Genomic DNA, 17,108 nt, shown 5'->3' on the forward strand with positions numbered 1-17,108 from the left:
CCGGGACAACAGTGCGGCAGCAGACGGCGGACGGCGGCCCGGCACGCTCCCGGCCGGGGTGGGCACGGGCCCGCCCCGGCCGGTTCACGGCACCCGCACGGCCGTACGCTTTCGAGAATGGCGCGTCCGTATATCGGCGCGACGTCCGTCAAGTTGCCCCGACGTTAAAGACGTTGGGCACGATATGTCACCCATGCCGTACACCGCGCATGTCTGTCAAGCACGCTGTGGCGTCAATCTGCACACCCTTCGCTCAAGAAGCGGACACCGCCCGGCCGGGCCCCCACCGTCCTCTTGACTGCGACATAAATCACTTGCCAAAGTCCGCTCAACCAGCGGTGCCTATCAGCTCGGCTTCCTGTTCCAGGTGAACTCCGTGCGGGGGAACTTCGCGATGACCAGTCCGTCCCAGACCGCGGTGACGCAGACCGATCCCTCCGGACTCGGGCCCGAGGGCACCGGAAGAATCAAGGGCAGCAAGATCGGGGAACTGGCCGGCCGTTCCCCCGGCCAATTGATGTGGATCAGATTCCGGCGCGACCGGGCCGGAGTGATCAGCGGCTGTGTCGTGCTGGCCTTCTTCCTGATCGGCCTGCTGGCCCCGGTGATCTCCAAGCTCTACGGAAAAGACCCGTACACCCGCTACGGGCAGATCACCCCGGGCCTGCTGGTCAACGGATATCCCGCGCAGCCGAACGGCGGGATCTCCGGTGATTTCTGGTTCGGCATCGAACCGGGCCTCGGCCGCGATGTTTTCATGCAATTGATCTACGGCATCCGCACGACGCTCTACCTCTCGGTCGCCATCACCCTGGTATCGGTGCTGACCGCGATCGTGATGGGTGTGGCGGCCGGATACTTCGGCGGCCGGATCGACTACTTCATCGGCCGGCTCATCGACCTGCTGATGGCCTTTCCCAACCAGCTGTTCTTCGTCGCGTTCGTCCCGGTGGTCGGCGCGATCTTCGTGGCCCCCGAGGACGCGATGGCGACCTGGATGCGCTGTCTCATCCTGATCCTGGTGCTGTGGTTCCTGGGCTGGATGAGCCTGGCCCGGCTGCTGCGCGGCACCGTCCTGTCGCTGCGTGAGCGGGAGTTCATCGACGCGGCCAAGGTCAGCGGGGCCTCCCCGGCCCGCATCATCCGGCGCGAGCTGCTGCCGAACGTGATGACGCCGATCCTGGTGCAGACGACGTACATGCTCCCCAACTTCGTCACCGCCATCGCCGGTCTGTCCTTCCTGGGTGTCGGCCTGGTCGAGCCCACGCCCGACTGGGGCCGGATGTTCGCCAACGCCGCCGACTACTACCGCAACGACATCACGTACTTGTTCTTCCCCGGCGTCGCGATGGTGATCTTCATCGTGGCGTTCAACCTCCTCGGGGATTCCGTCCGGGACGCCTTCGACCCGAAGCGCGCCCGGTGAAACGTGTTCCACGGGGGGTGCTGCCACCCCAGCACCGCACACGTCAGGCAGCGGCCACGGAACTACGACAGGCAGGTGCATCCACCACCATGAAGACAGTCCGTACGCACAGAGCGCGCGCCACGGTCGTGGCGCTGTCCGCGGGGGCACTGGTCCTGACCGCCTGCAGCAGCGGGGCCGGCAAGGGGGCGGGGGACGACGAGGGCCGCAAGCAGGCCGAGAGCCAGCGCGCCCAGATCACCTTCGGGGACGCCAAGGCGTCCACGGGCCCGGCCGAGGCGGTGCCGGGCGCCACGTCCGGCGGCACGATCAAGGTCTACCAGCGGGACACCTACGACCACCTGGACCCGGCCCAGATCTACGTCAGCGACGAGGGCACCCTGTCCACGCTGCTGTTCCGCCGGCTGACCTCGTACCACCTGGACAACAAGGGCAAGTACACGGTGGTCGGCGACCTGGCGACGGACAGCGGCAAGTCCTCCGACGGCGGCCGGACCTGGACCTACACCCTGAAGAAGGGGGTGAAGTTCGAGAACGGGCAGCCGATCACCTCGAAGGACCTGCGGCACACCTTCGAGCGCCAGTTCGCGAGCTTCATCTCCAACGGGCCGACGTACGTCCAGCGCTGGCTGGCCGACGCGGAGGGCAACGAATACCGCAAGCTGCTGCCGGACGGCCCGTACAAGGGCAAGCACCTGCCCGACAGCGTGCTGGAGACGCCGGACGAGAACACCATCCGCTTCCACTTCAAGAAGCCGGTCGGTGACCTGCCGTACGCGCTGGCCATGGCGGGCTACGCCGTCGTCCCGGAGAAGGGCGACACCAAGGAGAGGTACGACAAGGCCCCGGTCGCCTCCGGCCCGTACAAGATCCAGCCGGGGTCGTTCAAGTCCGGCAAGGGCATGCAGCTGGTCCGCAACCCCAACTGGGACCCGAACACGGACATCACCCGGCACCAGTACGTCGACCGGTTCGACATCCAGTTCGGGGTCTCCTACCCGGACTCCACGCAGCGGCTGATGTCCGACAGCGCCGACAACAAGACCGCCATCAGCTTCAACAACCAGGTCGACGCCGCCAGCCTCCAGCAGGTGGCGGGCGAGCCGGACATCAAGAAGCGCTCGACCTCCGGCTACCAGCCCTACGTCGGCGTCATGAACTTCAACATGAAGCGCTTGAAGGACAAGAAGGTCCGCGAGGCCATCGCCCACGCGCTGCCCATCCAGGCCATCCTGGACGCGTACGGCGTGCCGGGCGGCGGCGAGCTGGCGGGCAGCTACATCAGCCCGACGCTCACCGGCCACAAGGACATCGACCCGTACGGCAAGCTCAAGAAGCCGATGGGCGACGTGGAGAAGGCCAAGCAGCTGCTCAAGGAGGCCGGCAAGGTCGGCATGAAGCTGACCTTCGCGTACACCAACGCGCCGGAGCCGCAGAAGTACTCGGTCGCGGTCGCCGACAACCTGCGCAAGGCCGGCTTCAACGTGCAGAACAAGGACCTGCCGTCGGACACCTACTACGACATCATCGGCAAGGTCGACAACCAGTTCGACATCTACCCCTCCGCGTGGGGCGCCGACTGGCCCAGCGCGCTGACCGTGATCCCGCCGGTCTACGACGGCCGGCAGATCCAGGACAACGCGCCGAACTACTCGCACTACAACAACCCCGCGGTCAACAAGGAAATCGACCGGATCTCCCAGCTGACCGACCAGACGAAGGCCGCGCACGACTGGTTCGCGCTCGGCGAGAAGATCCTCAAGGAGGACCTGCCGCAGCTGCCGACCTTCTATTACAAGCAGGTCCAGCTGCACGGCTCCAAGGTCGGCGGGGTCGTCAACAACGACATCATCAGCTCGGTCGACCCGACCAAGCTGTACGTGAAGAAGTAGCGGAGCCGGCGCCCCAGGCGCCCACGCGCCGCCCGCGCCCGGTGTGCCCGTCGTCCCGGACGGGCACACCGGCCCGGCGCACCCTTCCACCCTCCGGCTGCCCACGAGAGCTGCGACTGCCATGCTGCGTTTCCTCTTCCGCCGGTCCCTCGGCGCGATCGTGATCCTGCTGATCATCAGCGCGTTCACGTTCTTCCTCTTCTTCGCCGCCCCCCGGGATCCCGCGCTGCTGGCCTGCGGAAAGAACTGCACGCCCGACGCCATCGCAGTGATCCACAAGAATCTCGGGCTCGACAAGCCGGTTCCGGTCCAGTACTGGGAATTCATGTCCGGCATCGTCACCGGACGGGATTTCGCCCAAGGCCCGTGCCCGGCCCCCTGCTTCGGCTATTCCTTCGCCAACGGCGATCCCGTCTGGGACACGATCGTGGACCGCTTCCCGACCACCGTCTCGCTGACCATCGGCGCCGCCGCGGTCTTCCTGACGGTGGGCGTCGGCACCGGAATGATCGCGGCCTGGAAACAGGGCAAGCTGATCGACAAGATCTTCAGCTCGGCCTCGCTGGTGCTCTCCTCGATGCAGATCTATTTCGTCGGGCCGATCGTGCTGGCCCTGCTGGTCTACAACCTCGGCTGGTTCGGACAGCCGAAGTACGTACCGTTCTTCGACGACCCGGTGGGATGGTTCCTGGGGCTGATCATTCCCTGGTGCGTGCTCTCCATCATCTTCACCGCGCAGTACACCCGCATGGCGCGCTCCTCGATGATCGAACAGCTTCAGGAGGATCACGTACGGACCGCGCGGGCCAAGGGAATGGCCTCCCGCAGGGTCTTCTTCCGCTACGCCTGGCGCGGCTCGCTCATTCCCATCGTCACCATTTTCGGCATCGACCTGGGGTCCCTCTTCGGCGGCGCGATGATCACCGAATACACCTTCGCGCTGCCGGGCCTCGGCACCCTCGCCGTGAAGTCGGTGCAGAACACCGACCTGCCGATGACCATGGGCGTGATGCTGTTCGCCGCGACCTTCATCATCCTGTTCAACATCGTGGTGGACGCCTGCTACGCGTTCATCGACCCGCGTGTGCGGCTGTCCTAGGAGAAGACCCCGTGTCCACACCCACCCAGCCCGCGGCCGCACCGGGCCCGGCCGCGCCGGCACCCGCCCCGCCCTTCCTGTCCGTACGGGACCTGTACGTACGGTTCGCCACCGAGGACGGCGTGGTCCAGGCGGTCGACAACCTCTCCTTCGACCTGGAGCGCGGCCGCACCCTCGGCATCGTCGGCGAGTCCGGCTCCGGCAAGTCGGTGACCAACCTGGCGATCCTGGGCCTGCACAACCCCAACTACACGGAGATCGCCGGGGAGATCCTGCTGGACGGCGACGAGCTGACCGGGGCCCGGGAGAAGGACCTGGAGAAGCTGCGCGGCAACAAGCTGGCGATGATCTTCCAGGACCCGCTGACCTCGCTGTCGCCGTACTACACGGTGGGGCGGCAGATCGCCGAGCCGTTCATCAAGCACACCGGCGCGAGCAAGCGCGAGGGCCGGCAGCGGGCGGTCGAGATGCTGGCGAAGGTGGGCATCCCGCAGCCGACGCTGCGGGTGGACGACTATCCGCACCAGTTCTCCGGCGGGATGCGCCAGCGCGCCATGATCGCCATGGCGCTGGTGTGCAACCCGTCCCTGCTGATCGCCGACGAGCCGACCACGGCGCTGGACGTGACCGTACAGGCACAGATCCTGGACCTGCTCAAGGACCTCCAGCAGGAGTTCGGCTCCGCCATCATCCTGATCACCCACGACCTGGGCGTGGTCGCCAACACCGCCGACGAGCTGCTGGTGATGTACGCCGGGCGGGCCGTGGAGCGCGGCACCGTCAAGGAGATCCTCACCGAGCCGCGGCACCCGTACACCTGGGGCCTGCTGGGCTCGATGCCGCGGCTGTCGTCGAACGTCGACGAACCGCTGACGCCGATCCCCGGCACGCCGCCGAGCCTGCTCGCGCCGCCCTCGGGCTGCCCCTTCCACCCGCGCTGCGCCTTCCCGCCCGAGGTGGGCGGCTCCCGCTGCCAGGACGAGCGGCCGCTGCTGGCCCCCGGACGCGCCGCGGCCTGCCATCTGACCCTCGAACAGAAGCACACCCTGTTCACCGAACAGATCAAGCCCCGGCTGGGCTAGGAGCGACGACCATGAACGCACCCGAAGACGTCATCGTCCCCGCTCCCCGTCCGGCCGCCGCCGGGCCCGGCGAGGTGCTGCTGACCGCCGAGGGCCTGACCAAACACTTCCCGATCATGGCGGGGTTCCCCTTCAAGCGCCGGATCGGCGCGGTGCAGGCGGTCGACGGCATCGATCTGACCGTGCACACCGGTGAGACGTTCGGCCTGGTCGGCGAGTCGGGCTGCGGGAAGTCCACCACCGGGCGGCTGCTGACCCGGCTGCTGGAGCCGACCGCGGGGTCGATCACGTACCGGGGCCGGGACATCACCCACGCCGGGCGCAAGGAGCTGGCCCCGGTCCGCTCCGAGATCCAGATGATCTTCCAGGACCCGTACTCGTCGCTGAACCCCCGGCAGACGGTCGGCACCATCATCGGCGGGCCGATGGAGATCAACGGCATCGAGCCGCCGGGCGGCCGGGAGCAGCGGGTCCGGGAGCTGCTGGAGACCGTCGGCCTCAACCCGGAGCACTACAACCGCTTCCCGCACGAGTTCTCCGGCGGCCAGCGCCAGCGCATCGGCGTGGCCCGGGCGCTCGCGCTGGAGCCAAAGCTGATCGTCGCGGACGAGCCGGTCTCCGCGCTGGACGTCTCCATCCAGGCCCAAGTGGTCAATCTTCTCCAGGAGTTGCAGCGCGAACTGAACATCGCGTTCCTGTTCATCGCACACGACCTGGCGATCGTGCGGCACTTCAGCCAGCGGGTCGCGGTGATGTACCTGGGCAAGATCGTCGAGGTCGGCGACCGGGACTCGATCTACCACCGGCCGCGCCACCCGTACACCCACGCGCTGCTCTCCGCCGTCCCGGAGGCCCGGCTGCTGGACGCGCAGGAGGAGCCGGACGACCGCGAGCGCATCCGGCTGGCCGGGGACGTGCCGTCGCCGATCGATCCGCCGTCCGGCTGCCGGTTCCGTACCCGCTGCTGGAAGGCGCGCGACAAGTGCGCCACCGAGGTACCACCGCTGGTGCAGATCACCGGCAACCGGTCGGGCCATCTGACGGCGTGCCACTTCCCGGAGGAGCCGACGACGGCGGCGCGGGACGAGGACATCGTGCTGGACCCGGCGCTGGCGGCGATCGAGGACGCGGTGCCGGGGCCGGACGCGCGCTGACCGGGGGCGGGTGCGGGCCGCCCGTCAGGCCTCCGGCACCACCTGCCGCTCCTCCGCGAAATGGCAGGCCGAGGCGTGCCGGGCGGGCCCCGTCACCTCTTCGAAGCCTTCCGGTACGGCCAGCGCCGGCACCTCCAGGGCGCAGCGTTCCCGCGCCTTCCAGCAGCGCGTGCGAAAGCGGCAGCCGGACGGCGGATCGGCGGGCGAGGGCACGTCCCCGGCCAGCAGGATGCGTTCGCGGCGGGCGCGCGCCCCGGGGTCCGGTACGGGTACGGCGGACAGCAGGGCCTGGGTGTACGGGTGCGTCGGATGGCCGTAGATCTCCTCCTCCGTACCGGTCTCGACGAAGCGGCCGAGGTACATCACGGCGACCCGGTCGGAGATGTGCCGCACGACCGACAGGTCGTGCGCGATGAAGACGTACGACAGGTCGAACTCGTCCTGGAGGCGTTCCAGCAGGTTGACGACCTGCGCCTGGACCGACACGTCCAGCGCGGAGACCGGTTCGTCCGCGACGATGATCTCCGGGCGCAGCGCCAGGCCGCGGGCGATGCCGATGCGCTGGCGCTGGCCGCCGGAGAACTGGTGCGGGTAGCGGTTGATGTATTCGGGGTTGAGGCCGACGACATCCAGCAGTTCCCGCACTCTTCTGCGCCGGTCGCCCTTCGGGGCCACCTCCGGGTGGATGTCGTACGGCTCGCCGATGATGTCGCCGACCGTCATCCGCGGGTTGAGCGAGGTGTACGGGTCCTGGAACACCATCTGGATGTTGCGGCGCACGGCCTTCAGCGCGCGCCCGGACAGCTTGGTGATGTCCTCCCCCCGGTACAGGATCCGGCCGCCGGTCGGCTTCTCCAGCCCGACCAGCATCTTGGCGACCGTCGACTTGCCGCACCCGGATTCGCCGACGATGCCCAGCGTCTCCCCTTTGCGCAGCGTGAAGGAGACGGTGTCCACCGCCCTGACCGAGCCGATCTGCTTGCGCAGCACGATGCCCCGGGTCAGCGGGTAGAGCTTGGCCAGCTCCCGTACGTCGAGGACGGGCTCCCCTGCGCCCGCCGCCACCTCAGCGCTCATGGGCGCTCTCCCTGCTCACTGACGGTCTCCTCCCAGAAGTGGCACGCGCTGGCCCGGCCCGGGGCCACGTCGTACAGCGGCGGCCGGTCCGTACGGCAGACGTCCCGCGCCTTGGGGCAGCGCGGGTGGAAGGGGCAGCCCGGCGGGATCGCGGTCAGGCTGGGCGGCAGGCCCTTGATCGCGTACAGCTCCCGGCCCTTGCGGTCCAGGCGCGGGATGGAGTCGAGCAGACCCCGGGTGTACGGGTGGGCCGGCGCCCGGTAGAGGTCGTGGACGGGGGCGGTCTCCACGATCCGGCCCGCGTACATGACGGCGATCCGGTCGGCCACGTCCGCGACCACGCCCAGGTCGTGGGTGATCAGGACGAGGCCCATGGCGTACTCCCGGCGCAGCTCCGCGAGCAGGTCCATGACCTGCGCCTGGACGGTCACGTCGAGGGCGGTGGTGGGCTCGTCCGCGATGATCAGGTCCGGCTCCAGGGCCAGCGCCATCGCGATCATGATGCGCTGGCGCATACCGCCGCTGAACTGGTGCGGGTAGTCCCCCACCCGGCTGCGGGCGGCCGGGATGCGCACCCGGTCCATCAGCTCGGCGGCCCGGTCGCGGGCCGCCGAGCGCGACGCGCCGCGGTGCACCTCGAACATCTCCCCGAGCTGCGCGCCCACGCTCAGCACCGGGTTGAGCGCCGACAGCGCGTCCTGGAAGATCATCGCGAGCTTGCTGCCCCGGACCCGGCGCCGTTCCTCGGCGCCCATCCGCAGCAGGTCCCGGCCGTGGAAGAGGATCTCGCCGCCGGTGACGTACCCGGGCGGGGTGTCCAGGATGCCCATCACCGCCTGCGCGGTCACCGACTTGCCCGATCCCGACTCGCCCAGCACGGCCAGCGTCTCACCCGCGGCGACCGTGTAGCTGACACCGTTGACCGCGCGCGCGATCCCGTCCCGCGTACGGAACTCGACCTGCAACCCGCGTACGTCCAGCAGCGCGCCGCCGTCCGCGGGGGCGGCCCCCCGCGTGCCCTCAGCCGTCATCCACCGTCTCCTCAGCGCAACTTGGGGTCGAGGGCGTCGCGCACCGCGTCGCCGAGCATGATGAACGCCAGCACGGTCAGGCTGAGCGCGCCCGCCGGCCACAGCAGCATGTGCGGCGCGTTGCGGATCTGTTTGGACGCCTCGGAGATGTCGATGCCCCAGGAGACCGTCGGCGGCTTCAGGCCGACGCCCAGGTAGGACAGCGTCGCCTCCAGCGCGATGTACGTACCGAGCGCGATGGTCGCCACGACGATCACCGGTGCGACCGCGTTGGGCGCCAGATGCCGCAGCAGCAGCCGGGTGTTCCCGGCCCCCAGCGCCCGCGCGGCCTGCACGAAGTCGGCCTGTTTGACGGTCAGTACGGAGCCGCGCGCGATCCGCGCCAGCTGCGGCCAGCCGAGCAGCACGATGAACCCGACGACCGGCCACACCGACCCGGACGGCACCACGGACAGGAAGACCAGGCCGCCCAGCAGCATGGGAATGGCGAAGAACATGTCCGCGACACGGGAGAGCAGCGCGTCCCACCAGCCGCCGAAGAACCCGGCGAGGCCGCCCAGCACCCCGCCGAGCAGCGCGGCTCCGGCCGTCGCGCAGACGCCGACCGCCACCGAGGCGCGGGCCCCGTGCACCGTACGCGCGAAGACGTCGCAGCCCTGGGTGTCGAAGCCGAAGGGATGGCCGGACCGCGAGCCCTCCTGGGACCGGGTGATGTCGCAGTCCAGCGGGTCGGTGCCGGTCAGCAGGGACGGCCAGACGGCGATCAGCACGAAGAAGACGATCAGCAGCCCGGAGACCAGGAAGACCGGGTTGCGGCGCAGGTCGTGCCAGGCGTCCGACCACAGGCTGCGGGCCCGGCCGGTGGCGGGCTGCACGCCGGTGCCCTGCGGCGCTCCCGGTGCGCCGGGCACCTCGGGCGGCCCGGCGAGCCCGCCCATGGTCTCCGCCTCGACGGCGGGCAGTGGCGTGCCGCCGCCCGCCGTCTGGAACGGCTCGGGGCGCTCGGGTTCAGGCATAGCGGATCCTCGGGTCGAGCACGGCGTACAGGAGGTCGACGATCAGGTTCGCCAGCAGGAAGACGATGACCAGGACGGTCACGAAGCCGACGACGGTCGGGGAGTTCTGGCGGACGATGCCCTGGTACAGCTCGTAGCCGACGCCGTGCACATTGAAGATCCGTTCGGTGACCACCGCGCCGCCCATCAGGGACCCGATGTCGGCGCCGATGAAGGTGACCACCGGGATGAGCGAGTTGCGCAGCAGGTGCCGCACGACGATCCGCCGCCGGGGCAGCCCCTTGGCGACGGCCGTACGGACGTAGTCGGCGCGGGCGTTCTCCGCGATCGACGTACGGGTGAGCCGGGTGACGTACGCCAGCGACACCAGCGCCAGCACGCAGCCGGGGAGCAGCAGCGCGTCCAGGGGCGCGCCGATCGGGACGGCCGGGGTGACCCACCCCCACTTCACGCCCAGCAGGTACTGGAGGACATACCCGCTGACGAACGTCGGCACGGACACCACGACCAGCGTCAGCACCAGCACCCCGGTGTCCAGCAGCCGCCCGCGCCGCAGCCCGCTGAGCACGCCCAGCGTCACCCCGACGACGATCTCCGCGACGACGGCGACCGCGGTCAGCCGCAGGGTGACGGGAAAGGCGGTGCCCATCTTGTCCAGGACCTGCAAGCCGTCGAACGTCGTACCGAAATTCCCGGTGAAGATCTGCCCCATGTATTGCAGGTACTGCTGCCACAGCGGCTCGTCCAAATGGAGTTCGCGGCGGATCTGCGCGGCGGTGGCGGGGTCGGGGGCGCGGTCGCCGGAGAGCGCGGCGACCGGATCGCCCAGCGCGTACACCATCACGAAAATCAGGAAGGTGGCCCCGATGAAGACCGGCACCATCTGTAGCAGCCGCCGGATCACATAACGCCCCATGGCCGTCCCCCGCCCTCAGTCCTTGATCGTGATCTGGTCGTACACCGGAACGCTGAAGGGGTTCAGGGCGACATGCTCGACCCGGTCCGTGTAGCCGCCGCTGCCGTTCTGGTACCAGAGCGGAATCGCGGGCATTTCCCGGGCGAGGATCCGCTCGGCCCGGTGATAGGTGTCGTTGACCCGGCCCACGTCGCGTTCCGCGTTCGCGCGGCTCACCAGCCCGTCGAATTCCTTGTTGCTCCAGCCGGAGTCGTTGGACGAGGCCCCGGTGAAATACTGGCTCTGCAGGAACGTCTGGATCAGCGGATAGTCCATCTGCCAGCCGGCCCGGAAAGGGCCGCTCATCTTCTTCGCGCTGACCTTGGACCGGTAATCGGCGAAGGTGCCCATCGGGCTCCCGTCGCACACATGCCGGCCCAGCGCCTTGTTCACGCTGTTGCACAGGGCGTCCACCCACAGCTTGTGCGATCCGGTGTCCGCGTTGTACGTCACCTTCATCGACCCGCCGGGAATCCCGCCCCCTTCCTCGACCAGCTTCCGGGCCGCCGCCGGGTCGTACGTACACGCCGTACCGCACAGTCCCGCCTGGTAGCCGCCGTGCTCGCCGAGGGCCATGGCGGTCCAGTCGGTGGCCGGCGTCCGCGTGCCCCGGAAGATCTGCCGGGTGATGGCCGCCCGGTTGATGGCCATCGAGATGCCGCGCCGGACCTTTTCCACGCCCGGCTTCGCCCAGGCCTTGTCGTACATCGGGAACGACAGCGTCTGAATGATCCCGGCGGGCTGGTTGATGTACCGCCCTCGCAGATCCTTCTGCACATGCTTCAGCTGCGAGGCCGGCACATCGTCCACGAGATCGAGATTGCCCGCCATCAAGTCGGTGTAGGCGGTGTCATTGTCCGTGTAGACCTGGAGATCGACCCCACCGTTCTTCGCCTTGTCGGGCCCCGGATAGTCCTTCCAGGTCCGCAACCGCATGATCCCGCCCTTGGCGTACGACTGCACGGCGTACGGACCGTTGCCGACCGGCTTCGCCAGCCAGGCGTCGTGGTCGGTGAAGAACTGCCGGGGCAGCGGCAGAAAGGCGCTGTAACCGAGCATCTCCGGCCACAGCCCGAATTTCTGGTTCAGCCGCACCGTGAACGTCAGCTCGTCCTTGACCCGCAGACCGCGCATCGTCCGCGCGGTCGGCTTCGCGCCCTCCCCCTCCGGGTGGACCTCCTCGTACCCCTCCACATAACTGAAGAAGGGCGCCCCCAGCTGCCGATTGCTGACCAGCGCCCCGTAATTCCAGGCATCGACGAAAGACCGGGCCGTCACCTTCTCCCCATTGCTGAAGGACCACCCCGGCTTGAGCTTCACCGTGAAGTTCCGCGCGTCCGGTGATTCGACCGACTCGGCCACCATGTTCTCGGCCACGGCGGTCCGCGGGTTGTACCGCTTCAGCCCCCGAAAAGCCAGGTCGAGCACCTTGCCGCCCTGTACGTCGGTGGTGTTGGCCGGCTCGACCGGGTTCTGCGGGTCGCCCCAGGACGCCCGTACGACGCTGGGGTCCTGCCCGCCCCCGCCGCACCCGGCGGCCGCCAGGGCCACCGCGGTGGCCGCGAAGAACGCCGAACCGACGCGCAAGGCTCCGCGCAACGAGCTGCCTCCTCAGAGCTGCGGCCCGATGCACCCACGACCCGGCCTGCCGGCCCCAACCTGGCATCCCGGACCCGCCGGATCCCGTCAGCCGGGCCCGACACGGAGGGAATCCCCTCGTACGAGCGACTTTCACGGACCGACGCGGGGCATCACTCGTCGTTCGGCTCGCAGCCGACTCCGTCGCCGTCGCGGTCAAGGTGGTGCGGGTCGGAGGTCCCGACGTGCGTCGGCCCGTCGAGGTCCGAACAGTCGAGGTCGGGCCCGCCCGACGACGGCCTCGGCGCCGGCGAGCCGCCACCCCCGCCACTCGGCGACGGCCCCGCCACCGCCCGGATGTCCGCGCCGACGATCACCCCGTCCCGGACGGTGTACGTCCCGGCGAAGGACCGCACGGCCCCGTCCCGCTGCTCGGCGTCGAGCGCGACCGAGACGGTGTCCCCCTGGACGCCGGTCACGCGGACGGCGTCGTGCACGGTGTCCGCGAAGCCCGCCACGAAGGCCTCGTATGAACCCCCGAGGTGCCGGCCGCCCAGGTCCCAGGCGCGACGGAAGTCGCGGGCGTTGACGGCCGCGTAGTAGTCCTCGACGACGGAGGCGGCGTCGCGGGCCTCGACCGTCCCCTCCGGTGCGGTACTGGGGGCGGCCGTCCCCGTACCGGAGGGCGAGGGCGCCTCGGTAACCGTACGGGTGCTCGTGACCGTCGCCCCCGAGCCGCCCTCCCCGGAGGAACCGCACCCGGCCAGCACAGCCGCCGACAAGGCGGCACCCACTGCGACACCACTACGGCGCATCGGCCTCACCCCAACAGGCGAAACGTCCCTGCCCCCAGTCTGCGCCGTCCGCCCGGGCTCCGCCCGTGGATCACCCGGCCCGCCGCCCGAGCCCTCCGGCCCGCACCACGCGCACCAGCCCGCCCAGCGCCGCCGCGGACACCCCCATCACCGTCTCGGGCTCCGCGCTCTCCCGCATCCACCGCGCCTCGCCGGGCCCGGCCGCCACCTCGACACACGCCTCGGTGTGCCCCTCGCTGAAGCTGGATTTCCGCCACTCGAACCGGGACATGTACACCTTCCTAGAGCAGGGGATACAGGATTCGTTCGATGAGCCCGACGGTGTCCTTCGAACGCCGCGCCTCGGGCGGAAGCGCGGCCTCCGCCAGCCTGGCGAAGGTGCGCGCGTACCGCTCGACAGCCTCGACTTCGCCCAGGTACAGGGAATTCCCGACGTGCGGGACGACCACCGTCGACAGTTCCCGCACGGGCGGCATCAGCACGGTGAAGGCGGCCCCGAAAGGCAGCGGGCCGTCGAACGGCAGTACTTGGAGCGTCACGTTCGGCTGGTGACACGCGTCGATCAGGCGCAGCAACTGGTCCCGCATGAGCTCGCGGCCCCCGAAGGAAGCGCGCAGCGCGGCCTCGTGGACGACCGCGTGCACCCGCGGCGCCCCCTCCCCCGACAGCACCCGTTGCCGCTCCATCCGGAACTCCACCGCGGCCGCCTCCGTGCTGCGGGGCACTTCCACGTACCCGCCGCGGTGTACGGCCGTGGCGTACGCCCGTGTCTGCAACAGGCCGGGGATGAACAACGGCTCGTAGCAGGCGATGGACTCGGCTCCCGCCTCCAGCTCGGCGAAGTCGAGCAGGGGTGCCCGGACGCTGTTCCGGTACAGGCTCCACCACCCTTTGCCGGACCGCTGTCCGAGGTCGATCAACGCTTCGAGGTAGGTAGAACGTGTACCACTCGCGGTCTGGGCCAATTCGCGCAGCCTGGCCGGGGCCAAGGACGTACGTCCGGCTTCGGCGTTGCTGACGTGCGACTGCCGCATGCCCATGACGCCCGCGGCCTCGCTGACGGTCAGGCCGGCCCGCTCCCGCAGCCTGCGGACCTCCGCCCCGAAACGCCGCTGCCGGTACGTGGGATTCGCCCTCAGGCCCATGCGTCCCTCCCAGTTCTCCCATTGGCAGTATGACCCAACTCGCCCTTTCTGTGAGTTGGTTGCACGTATATGTCACGCGCCCTTACCTTACGTATGTCGCCAGTCACAGACTGCATTCACCTGGAGGCTGCCTCATGAGCACGCCCAGCGAGACCTGGTCCTACGGCTTGTTCATTCCGCACGACCCCCGGGCGGTCGGTGTCGTCAGAGCCGCGCTGCGGCAGATCCTGGCCGGGGCCGGGCTGAACTGCCTGGTCGAGACGGCGGAGCTGATGGTCTCGGAGCTGGTGACCAACTCGTACCAGTACGGGAGAACCGACGCGTACGTGAGCGTGGACCGTTCGCCGTTCGACCTGACCATCGCCGTGTGGGACACCGGACCCGGCGTGCCGGAGCAGCAGAAGGCGGCCGTGGACGCCGAGTACGGGCGGGGGCTGGGGATCGTGGACGCCTGTGCGGACAGCTGGGGAGTGCGGGACTATCCGAACGGGAAAGCGGTGTGGTTCACGCTGGCGCAGCGGGAGCCCGAGGAGACGGTGGCGAAGTGGGGCTGAGGCACACCGGGGCTGGTGTCCTGTGCGGCGGCAGGCGGCCTCTGGTCCGCGGAATCGCGGCGTGTTCGACCGCGCGGCGACGGTGGGGCCGACAGCAGGCGGACATGGCGAACGGGTACCTGCACGCGGGCGCCCGGACCGATCCGGTCCGGGCGCCCGCGTATTCAGGCCCGCGTGTTCAGGAGGGGGACGGCCCTACGCCGCGCCCACCACGTCCTTCTCCTCCGCGAAGTGGCAGGCGGACTCATGGGCGGCCAAGGAGTCCGTGCCGGCGAAGCGCTCGGGGATCGCCAGCAGCGGGAGTTCCTCGGCGCACTTGTCCTGGGCCTTCCAGCAGCGGGTGCGGAAGCGGCAGCCGGACGGCGGGTTGGCCGGGGACGGGACGTCGCCGGTCAGGATGATGCGCTCGCGGCCCTCGCGCGCGTCGGGGTCCGGCACGGGGACGGCCGAGAGCAGCGCCTGGGTGTAGGGGTGCGTCGGGTGGTCGTAGATCTGCTCGTCCGTGCCGATCTCCGCCATCTTGCCGAGGTACATCACCCCGACCCGGTCGGAGATGTGCCGGACGATGGACAGGTCGTGCGCGATGAAGAGGTAGGAGAGGTTGAACTCGTCCTGGAGCTTCTCCATCAGGTTGATGACCTGCGCCTGGACGGACACGTCCAGCGCCGAGACCGGCTCGTCGCAGATGATGATCTCCGGGTTGAGCGCGAGGCCGCGGGCGATGCCGATGCGCTGGCGCTGGCCGCCGGAGAACTGGTGCGGATAGCGGTTGACGTACTCGGGGTTGAGGCCGACGACGTCCAGCAGCTCCTGCACCTTGCGGCGCCGGTCGCCCTTCGGGGCCACCTCGGGGTGGATGTCGAAGGGCTCGCCGATGATGTCGCCGACCGTCATCCGCGGGTTGAGCGAGGTGTACGGGTCCTGGAACACCATCTGGATGTTGCGCCGTACGGCCTTCAGCGCGCGCCCGGACAGCTTGGTGATGTCCTGGCCCTTGTAGAAGACCTCGCCGGAGGTCGCCCGCTCCAGGTTCATCAGCAGCTTGGCGACCGTGGACTTGCCGCAGCCGGACTCGCCGACGATGCCGAGCGTCTCGCCCTGGTACAGCTCGAAGGAGATGCCGTCCACGGCCTTGACCGCGCCGACCTGCTTCTTGAACAGGATGCCCTGGGTCAGCGGGAAGTGCTTGACCAGGTTGCGGACTTCGAGGATGGGCTCGCGCCGCGTGTCCTTCTCGGGCTCAGCCATTGATCGTCTCCTCCCAGAAGTGGCACGCGCTGCCGCGGGCGTCGGCGACGGTGTGCAGCGCCGGCACCTCCGTACGGCAGATGTCCTGCGCCTTCGGGCAGCGCGGGTTGAACGCGCAGCCCGGCGGAATGTTGAGCAGGTTGGGCGGCAGGCCCTTGATCGCGTACAGCTCCTGGCCCTTCTGGTCCAGGCGCGGGATGGAGTCGAGCAGACCGCGGGTGTACGGGTGCGCGGGGCTCTTGTACAGCTCGTGCACGGGAGCGTGCTCGACGATCCGGCCCGCGTACATCACCGCGATCTTGTCGGCGACGTCCGCGACCACGCCCAGGTCGTGGGTGATCAGGATCAGGCCCATGTTGAACTCGCGCTGGAGGTCCGCGAGCAGATCCATGACCTGCGCCTGAACGGTCACGTCGAGGGCGGTGGTGGGCTCGTCCGCGATGATCAGGTCCGGCTCCAGGGCCAGCGCCATCGCGATCATGATGCGCTGGCGCATACCGCCGGAGAACTGGTGCGGGTAGTCGTCCACCCGCTTCGAGGCGGCCGGGATCTTCACCCGGTCCATCAGCTCGACGGACTTGGCCTTGGCCGCCTTCTTGCTCAGGCCCTGGTGGACCCGGAACATCTCGCTGAGCTGGTAGCCCACGCTGAGTACCGGGTTCAGGGAGGACAGCGCGTCCTGGAAGATCATGGCGATCTTGGCGCCACGGATCTTGCGGCGCTGTTCGCCGGACATCTTCAGCATGTCCTGCCCGCGGAAGAGGATCTCCCCCCGCGGGATCTTGGCCGGCGGCATGTCGAGGATGCCCATGATGGCCTGCGCGGTGACGGACTTGCCGGACCCGGATTCACCGAGCACGGCCAGCGTCTCGCCCGCGCCGACACTGTAGTTGACGCCGTTGACGGCCTTGACGACGCCGTCCCGGGTGTGGAATTCCACGTGCAGGTCGCGGACTTCGAGGAGGGTGCCCTCGCTCTTGTCCCGGTCCCGCTGCGTGGGAACGTCCGCGGGTTTGGAGATGGTGGTCACGTACGC

The 17,108-nt window shown here is 69.2% G+C and carries 16 protein-coding genes; 6 read left to right on the forward strand and 10 right to left on the reverse strand.

Translation table 11 applies throughout. The annotated features are described in order from the left end of the window. Positions 1-394: 394 nt before the first annotated feature. The 5 genes from CP973_RS34190 to CP973_RS34210 all read left to right on the forward strand — a co-directional run bounded on the left by CP973_RS34190 (position 395) and on the right by CP973_RS34210 (position 6,653). Positions 395-1,426, forward strand: a complete 1,032-nt coding sequence (locus CP973_RS34190; RefSeq protein ID WP_150247749.1) for an ABC transporter permease — start codon at positions 395-397, stop codon at positions 1,424-1,426. Between the two features lie 89 nt (positions 1,427-1,515). Continuing rightward, the gene (locus tag CP973_RS34195) at positions 1,516-3,318 is read left to right on the forward strand and encodes an ABC transporter substrate-binding protein (protein WP_150247751.1); all 1,803 of its coding nucleotides are present in this window, start codon (positions 1,516-1,518) and stop codon (positions 3,316-3,318) included. A 121-nt stretch (positions 3,319-3,439) separates the two neighbouring features. Beyond that, a complete protein-coding gene (locus CP973_RS34200) occupies positions 3,440-4,417 on the forward strand; it encodes an ABC transporter permease (protein WP_150247754.1) in 978 nt (325 codons plus the stop codon). 11 nt (positions 4,418-4,428) lie between these two features. Continuing rightward, positions 4,429-5,499: an ABC transporter ATP-binding protein gene (locus tag CP973_RS34205; RefSeq protein ID WP_425282048.1), complete on the forward strand. Its 1,071-nt coding sequence runs from the start codon at positions 4,429-4,431 to the stop codon at positions 5,497-5,499. A gap of 11 nt (positions 5,500-5,510) precedes the next feature. Next, the gene (locus CP973_RS34210; RefSeq protein WP_150247756.1) at positions 5,511-6,653 is read left to right on the forward strand and encodes an ABC transporter ATP-binding protein; all 1,143 of its coding nucleotides are present in this window, start codon (positions 5,511-5,513) and stop codon (positions 6,651-6,653) included. 24 nt (positions 6,654-6,677) lie between these two features. Here the strand turns inward: CP973_RS34210 and CP973_RS34215 are convergent, their stop codons facing one another. The 8 genes from CP973_RS34215 to CP973_RS34250 form a co-directional block, all read right to left on the reverse strand. Next, the gene (locus CP973_RS34215) at positions 6,678-7,730 is read right to left on the reverse strand and encodes an ABC transporter ATP-binding protein (protein ID WP_150247758.1); all 1,053 of its coding nucleotides are present in this window, start codon (positions 7,728-7,730) and stop codon (positions 6,678-6,680) included. Next, positions 7,727-8,761, reverse strand: a complete 1,035-nt coding sequence (locus CP973_RS34220) for an ABC transporter ATP-binding protein (RefSeq protein WP_150247760.1) — start codon at positions 8,759-8,761, stop codon at positions 7,727-7,729. The genes CP973_RS34215 and CP973_RS34220 overlap by 4 nt, the downstream gene beginning before the upstream one ends. Before the next feature lie 11 nt (positions 8,762-8,772). Further along, positions 8,773-9,777: an ABC transporter permease gene (locus tag CP973_RS34225; RefSeq protein WP_150247762.1), complete on the reverse strand. Its 1,005-nt coding sequence runs from the start codon at positions 9,775-9,777 to the stop codon at positions 8,773-8,775. Further along, the gene (locus tag CP973_RS34230; protein ID WP_150247764.1) at positions 9,770-10,693 is read right to left on the reverse strand and encodes an ABC transporter permease; all 924 of its coding nucleotides are present in this window, start codon (positions 10,691-10,693) and stop codon (positions 9,770-9,772) included. The genes CP973_RS34225 and CP973_RS34230 overlap by 8 nt, the downstream gene beginning before the upstream one ends. Positions 10,694-10,708: 15 nt before the next feature. After that, positions 10,709-12,331: a peptide ABC transporter substrate-binding protein gene (locus tag CP973_RS34235; protein ID WP_167538563.1), complete on the reverse strand. Its 1,623-nt coding sequence runs from the start codon at positions 12,329-12,331 to the stop codon at positions 10,709-10,711. A gap of 152 nt (positions 12,332-12,483) precedes the next feature. After that, positions 12,484-13,092: an excalibur calcium-binding domain-containing protein gene (locus CP973_RS40535; RefSeq protein WP_208853351.1), complete on the reverse strand. Its 609-nt coding sequence runs from the start codon at positions 13,090-13,092 to the stop codon at positions 12,484-12,486. A 103-nt stretch (positions 13,093-13,195) separates the two neighbouring features. Continuing rightward, complete coding sequence (locus tag CP973_RS34245; protein WP_150247766.1) at positions 13,196-13,396, reverse strand: DUF397 domain-containing protein; 201 nt, start codon at positions 13,394-13,396, stop codon at positions 13,196-13,198. A 10-nt stretch (positions 13,397-13,406) separates the two neighbouring features. Beyond that, complete coding sequence (locus tag CP973_RS34250) at positions 13,407-14,270, reverse strand: helix-turn-helix domain-containing protein (RefSeq protein ID WP_150247768.1); 864 nt, start codon at positions 14,268-14,270, stop codon at positions 13,407-13,409. Positions 14,271-14,404: 134 nt separating this feature from the next. Between CP973_RS34250 and CP973_RS34255 the strand changes: the two genes are divergently transcribed. Beyond that, positions 14,405-14,824 (forward strand): ATP-binding protein, encoded by a 420-nt coding sequence (locus CP973_RS34255; RefSeq protein WP_150247770.1) that lies wholly within the window; start codon positions 14,405-14,407, stop codon positions 14,822-14,824. 195 nt (positions 14,825-15,019) lie between these two features. Here CP973_RS34255 and CP973_RS34260 read toward each other — a convergent pair whose 3' ends face one another. Then, positions 15,020-16,072 (reverse strand): ABC transporter ATP-binding protein, encoded by a 1,053-nt coding sequence (locus tag CP973_RS34260; protein ID WP_150247773.1) that lies wholly within the window; start codon positions 16,070-16,072, stop codon positions 15,020-15,022. Then, positions 16,065-17,102: an ABC transporter ATP-binding protein gene (locus CP973_RS34265; RefSeq protein ID WP_150247775.1), complete on the reverse strand. Its 1,038-nt coding sequence runs from the start codon at positions 17,100-17,102 to the stop codon at positions 16,065-16,067. The genes CP973_RS34260 and CP973_RS34265 overlap by 8 nt, the downstream gene beginning before the upstream one ends. Between the last annotated feature and the right edge of the window lie 6 nt (positions 17,103-17,108).

Source organism: Streptomyces albofaciens JCM 4342 (assembly GCF_008634025.1).
GTDB lineage: Bacteria > Actinomycetota > Actinomycetes > Streptomycetales > Streptomycetaceae > Streptomyces > Streptomyces albofaciens.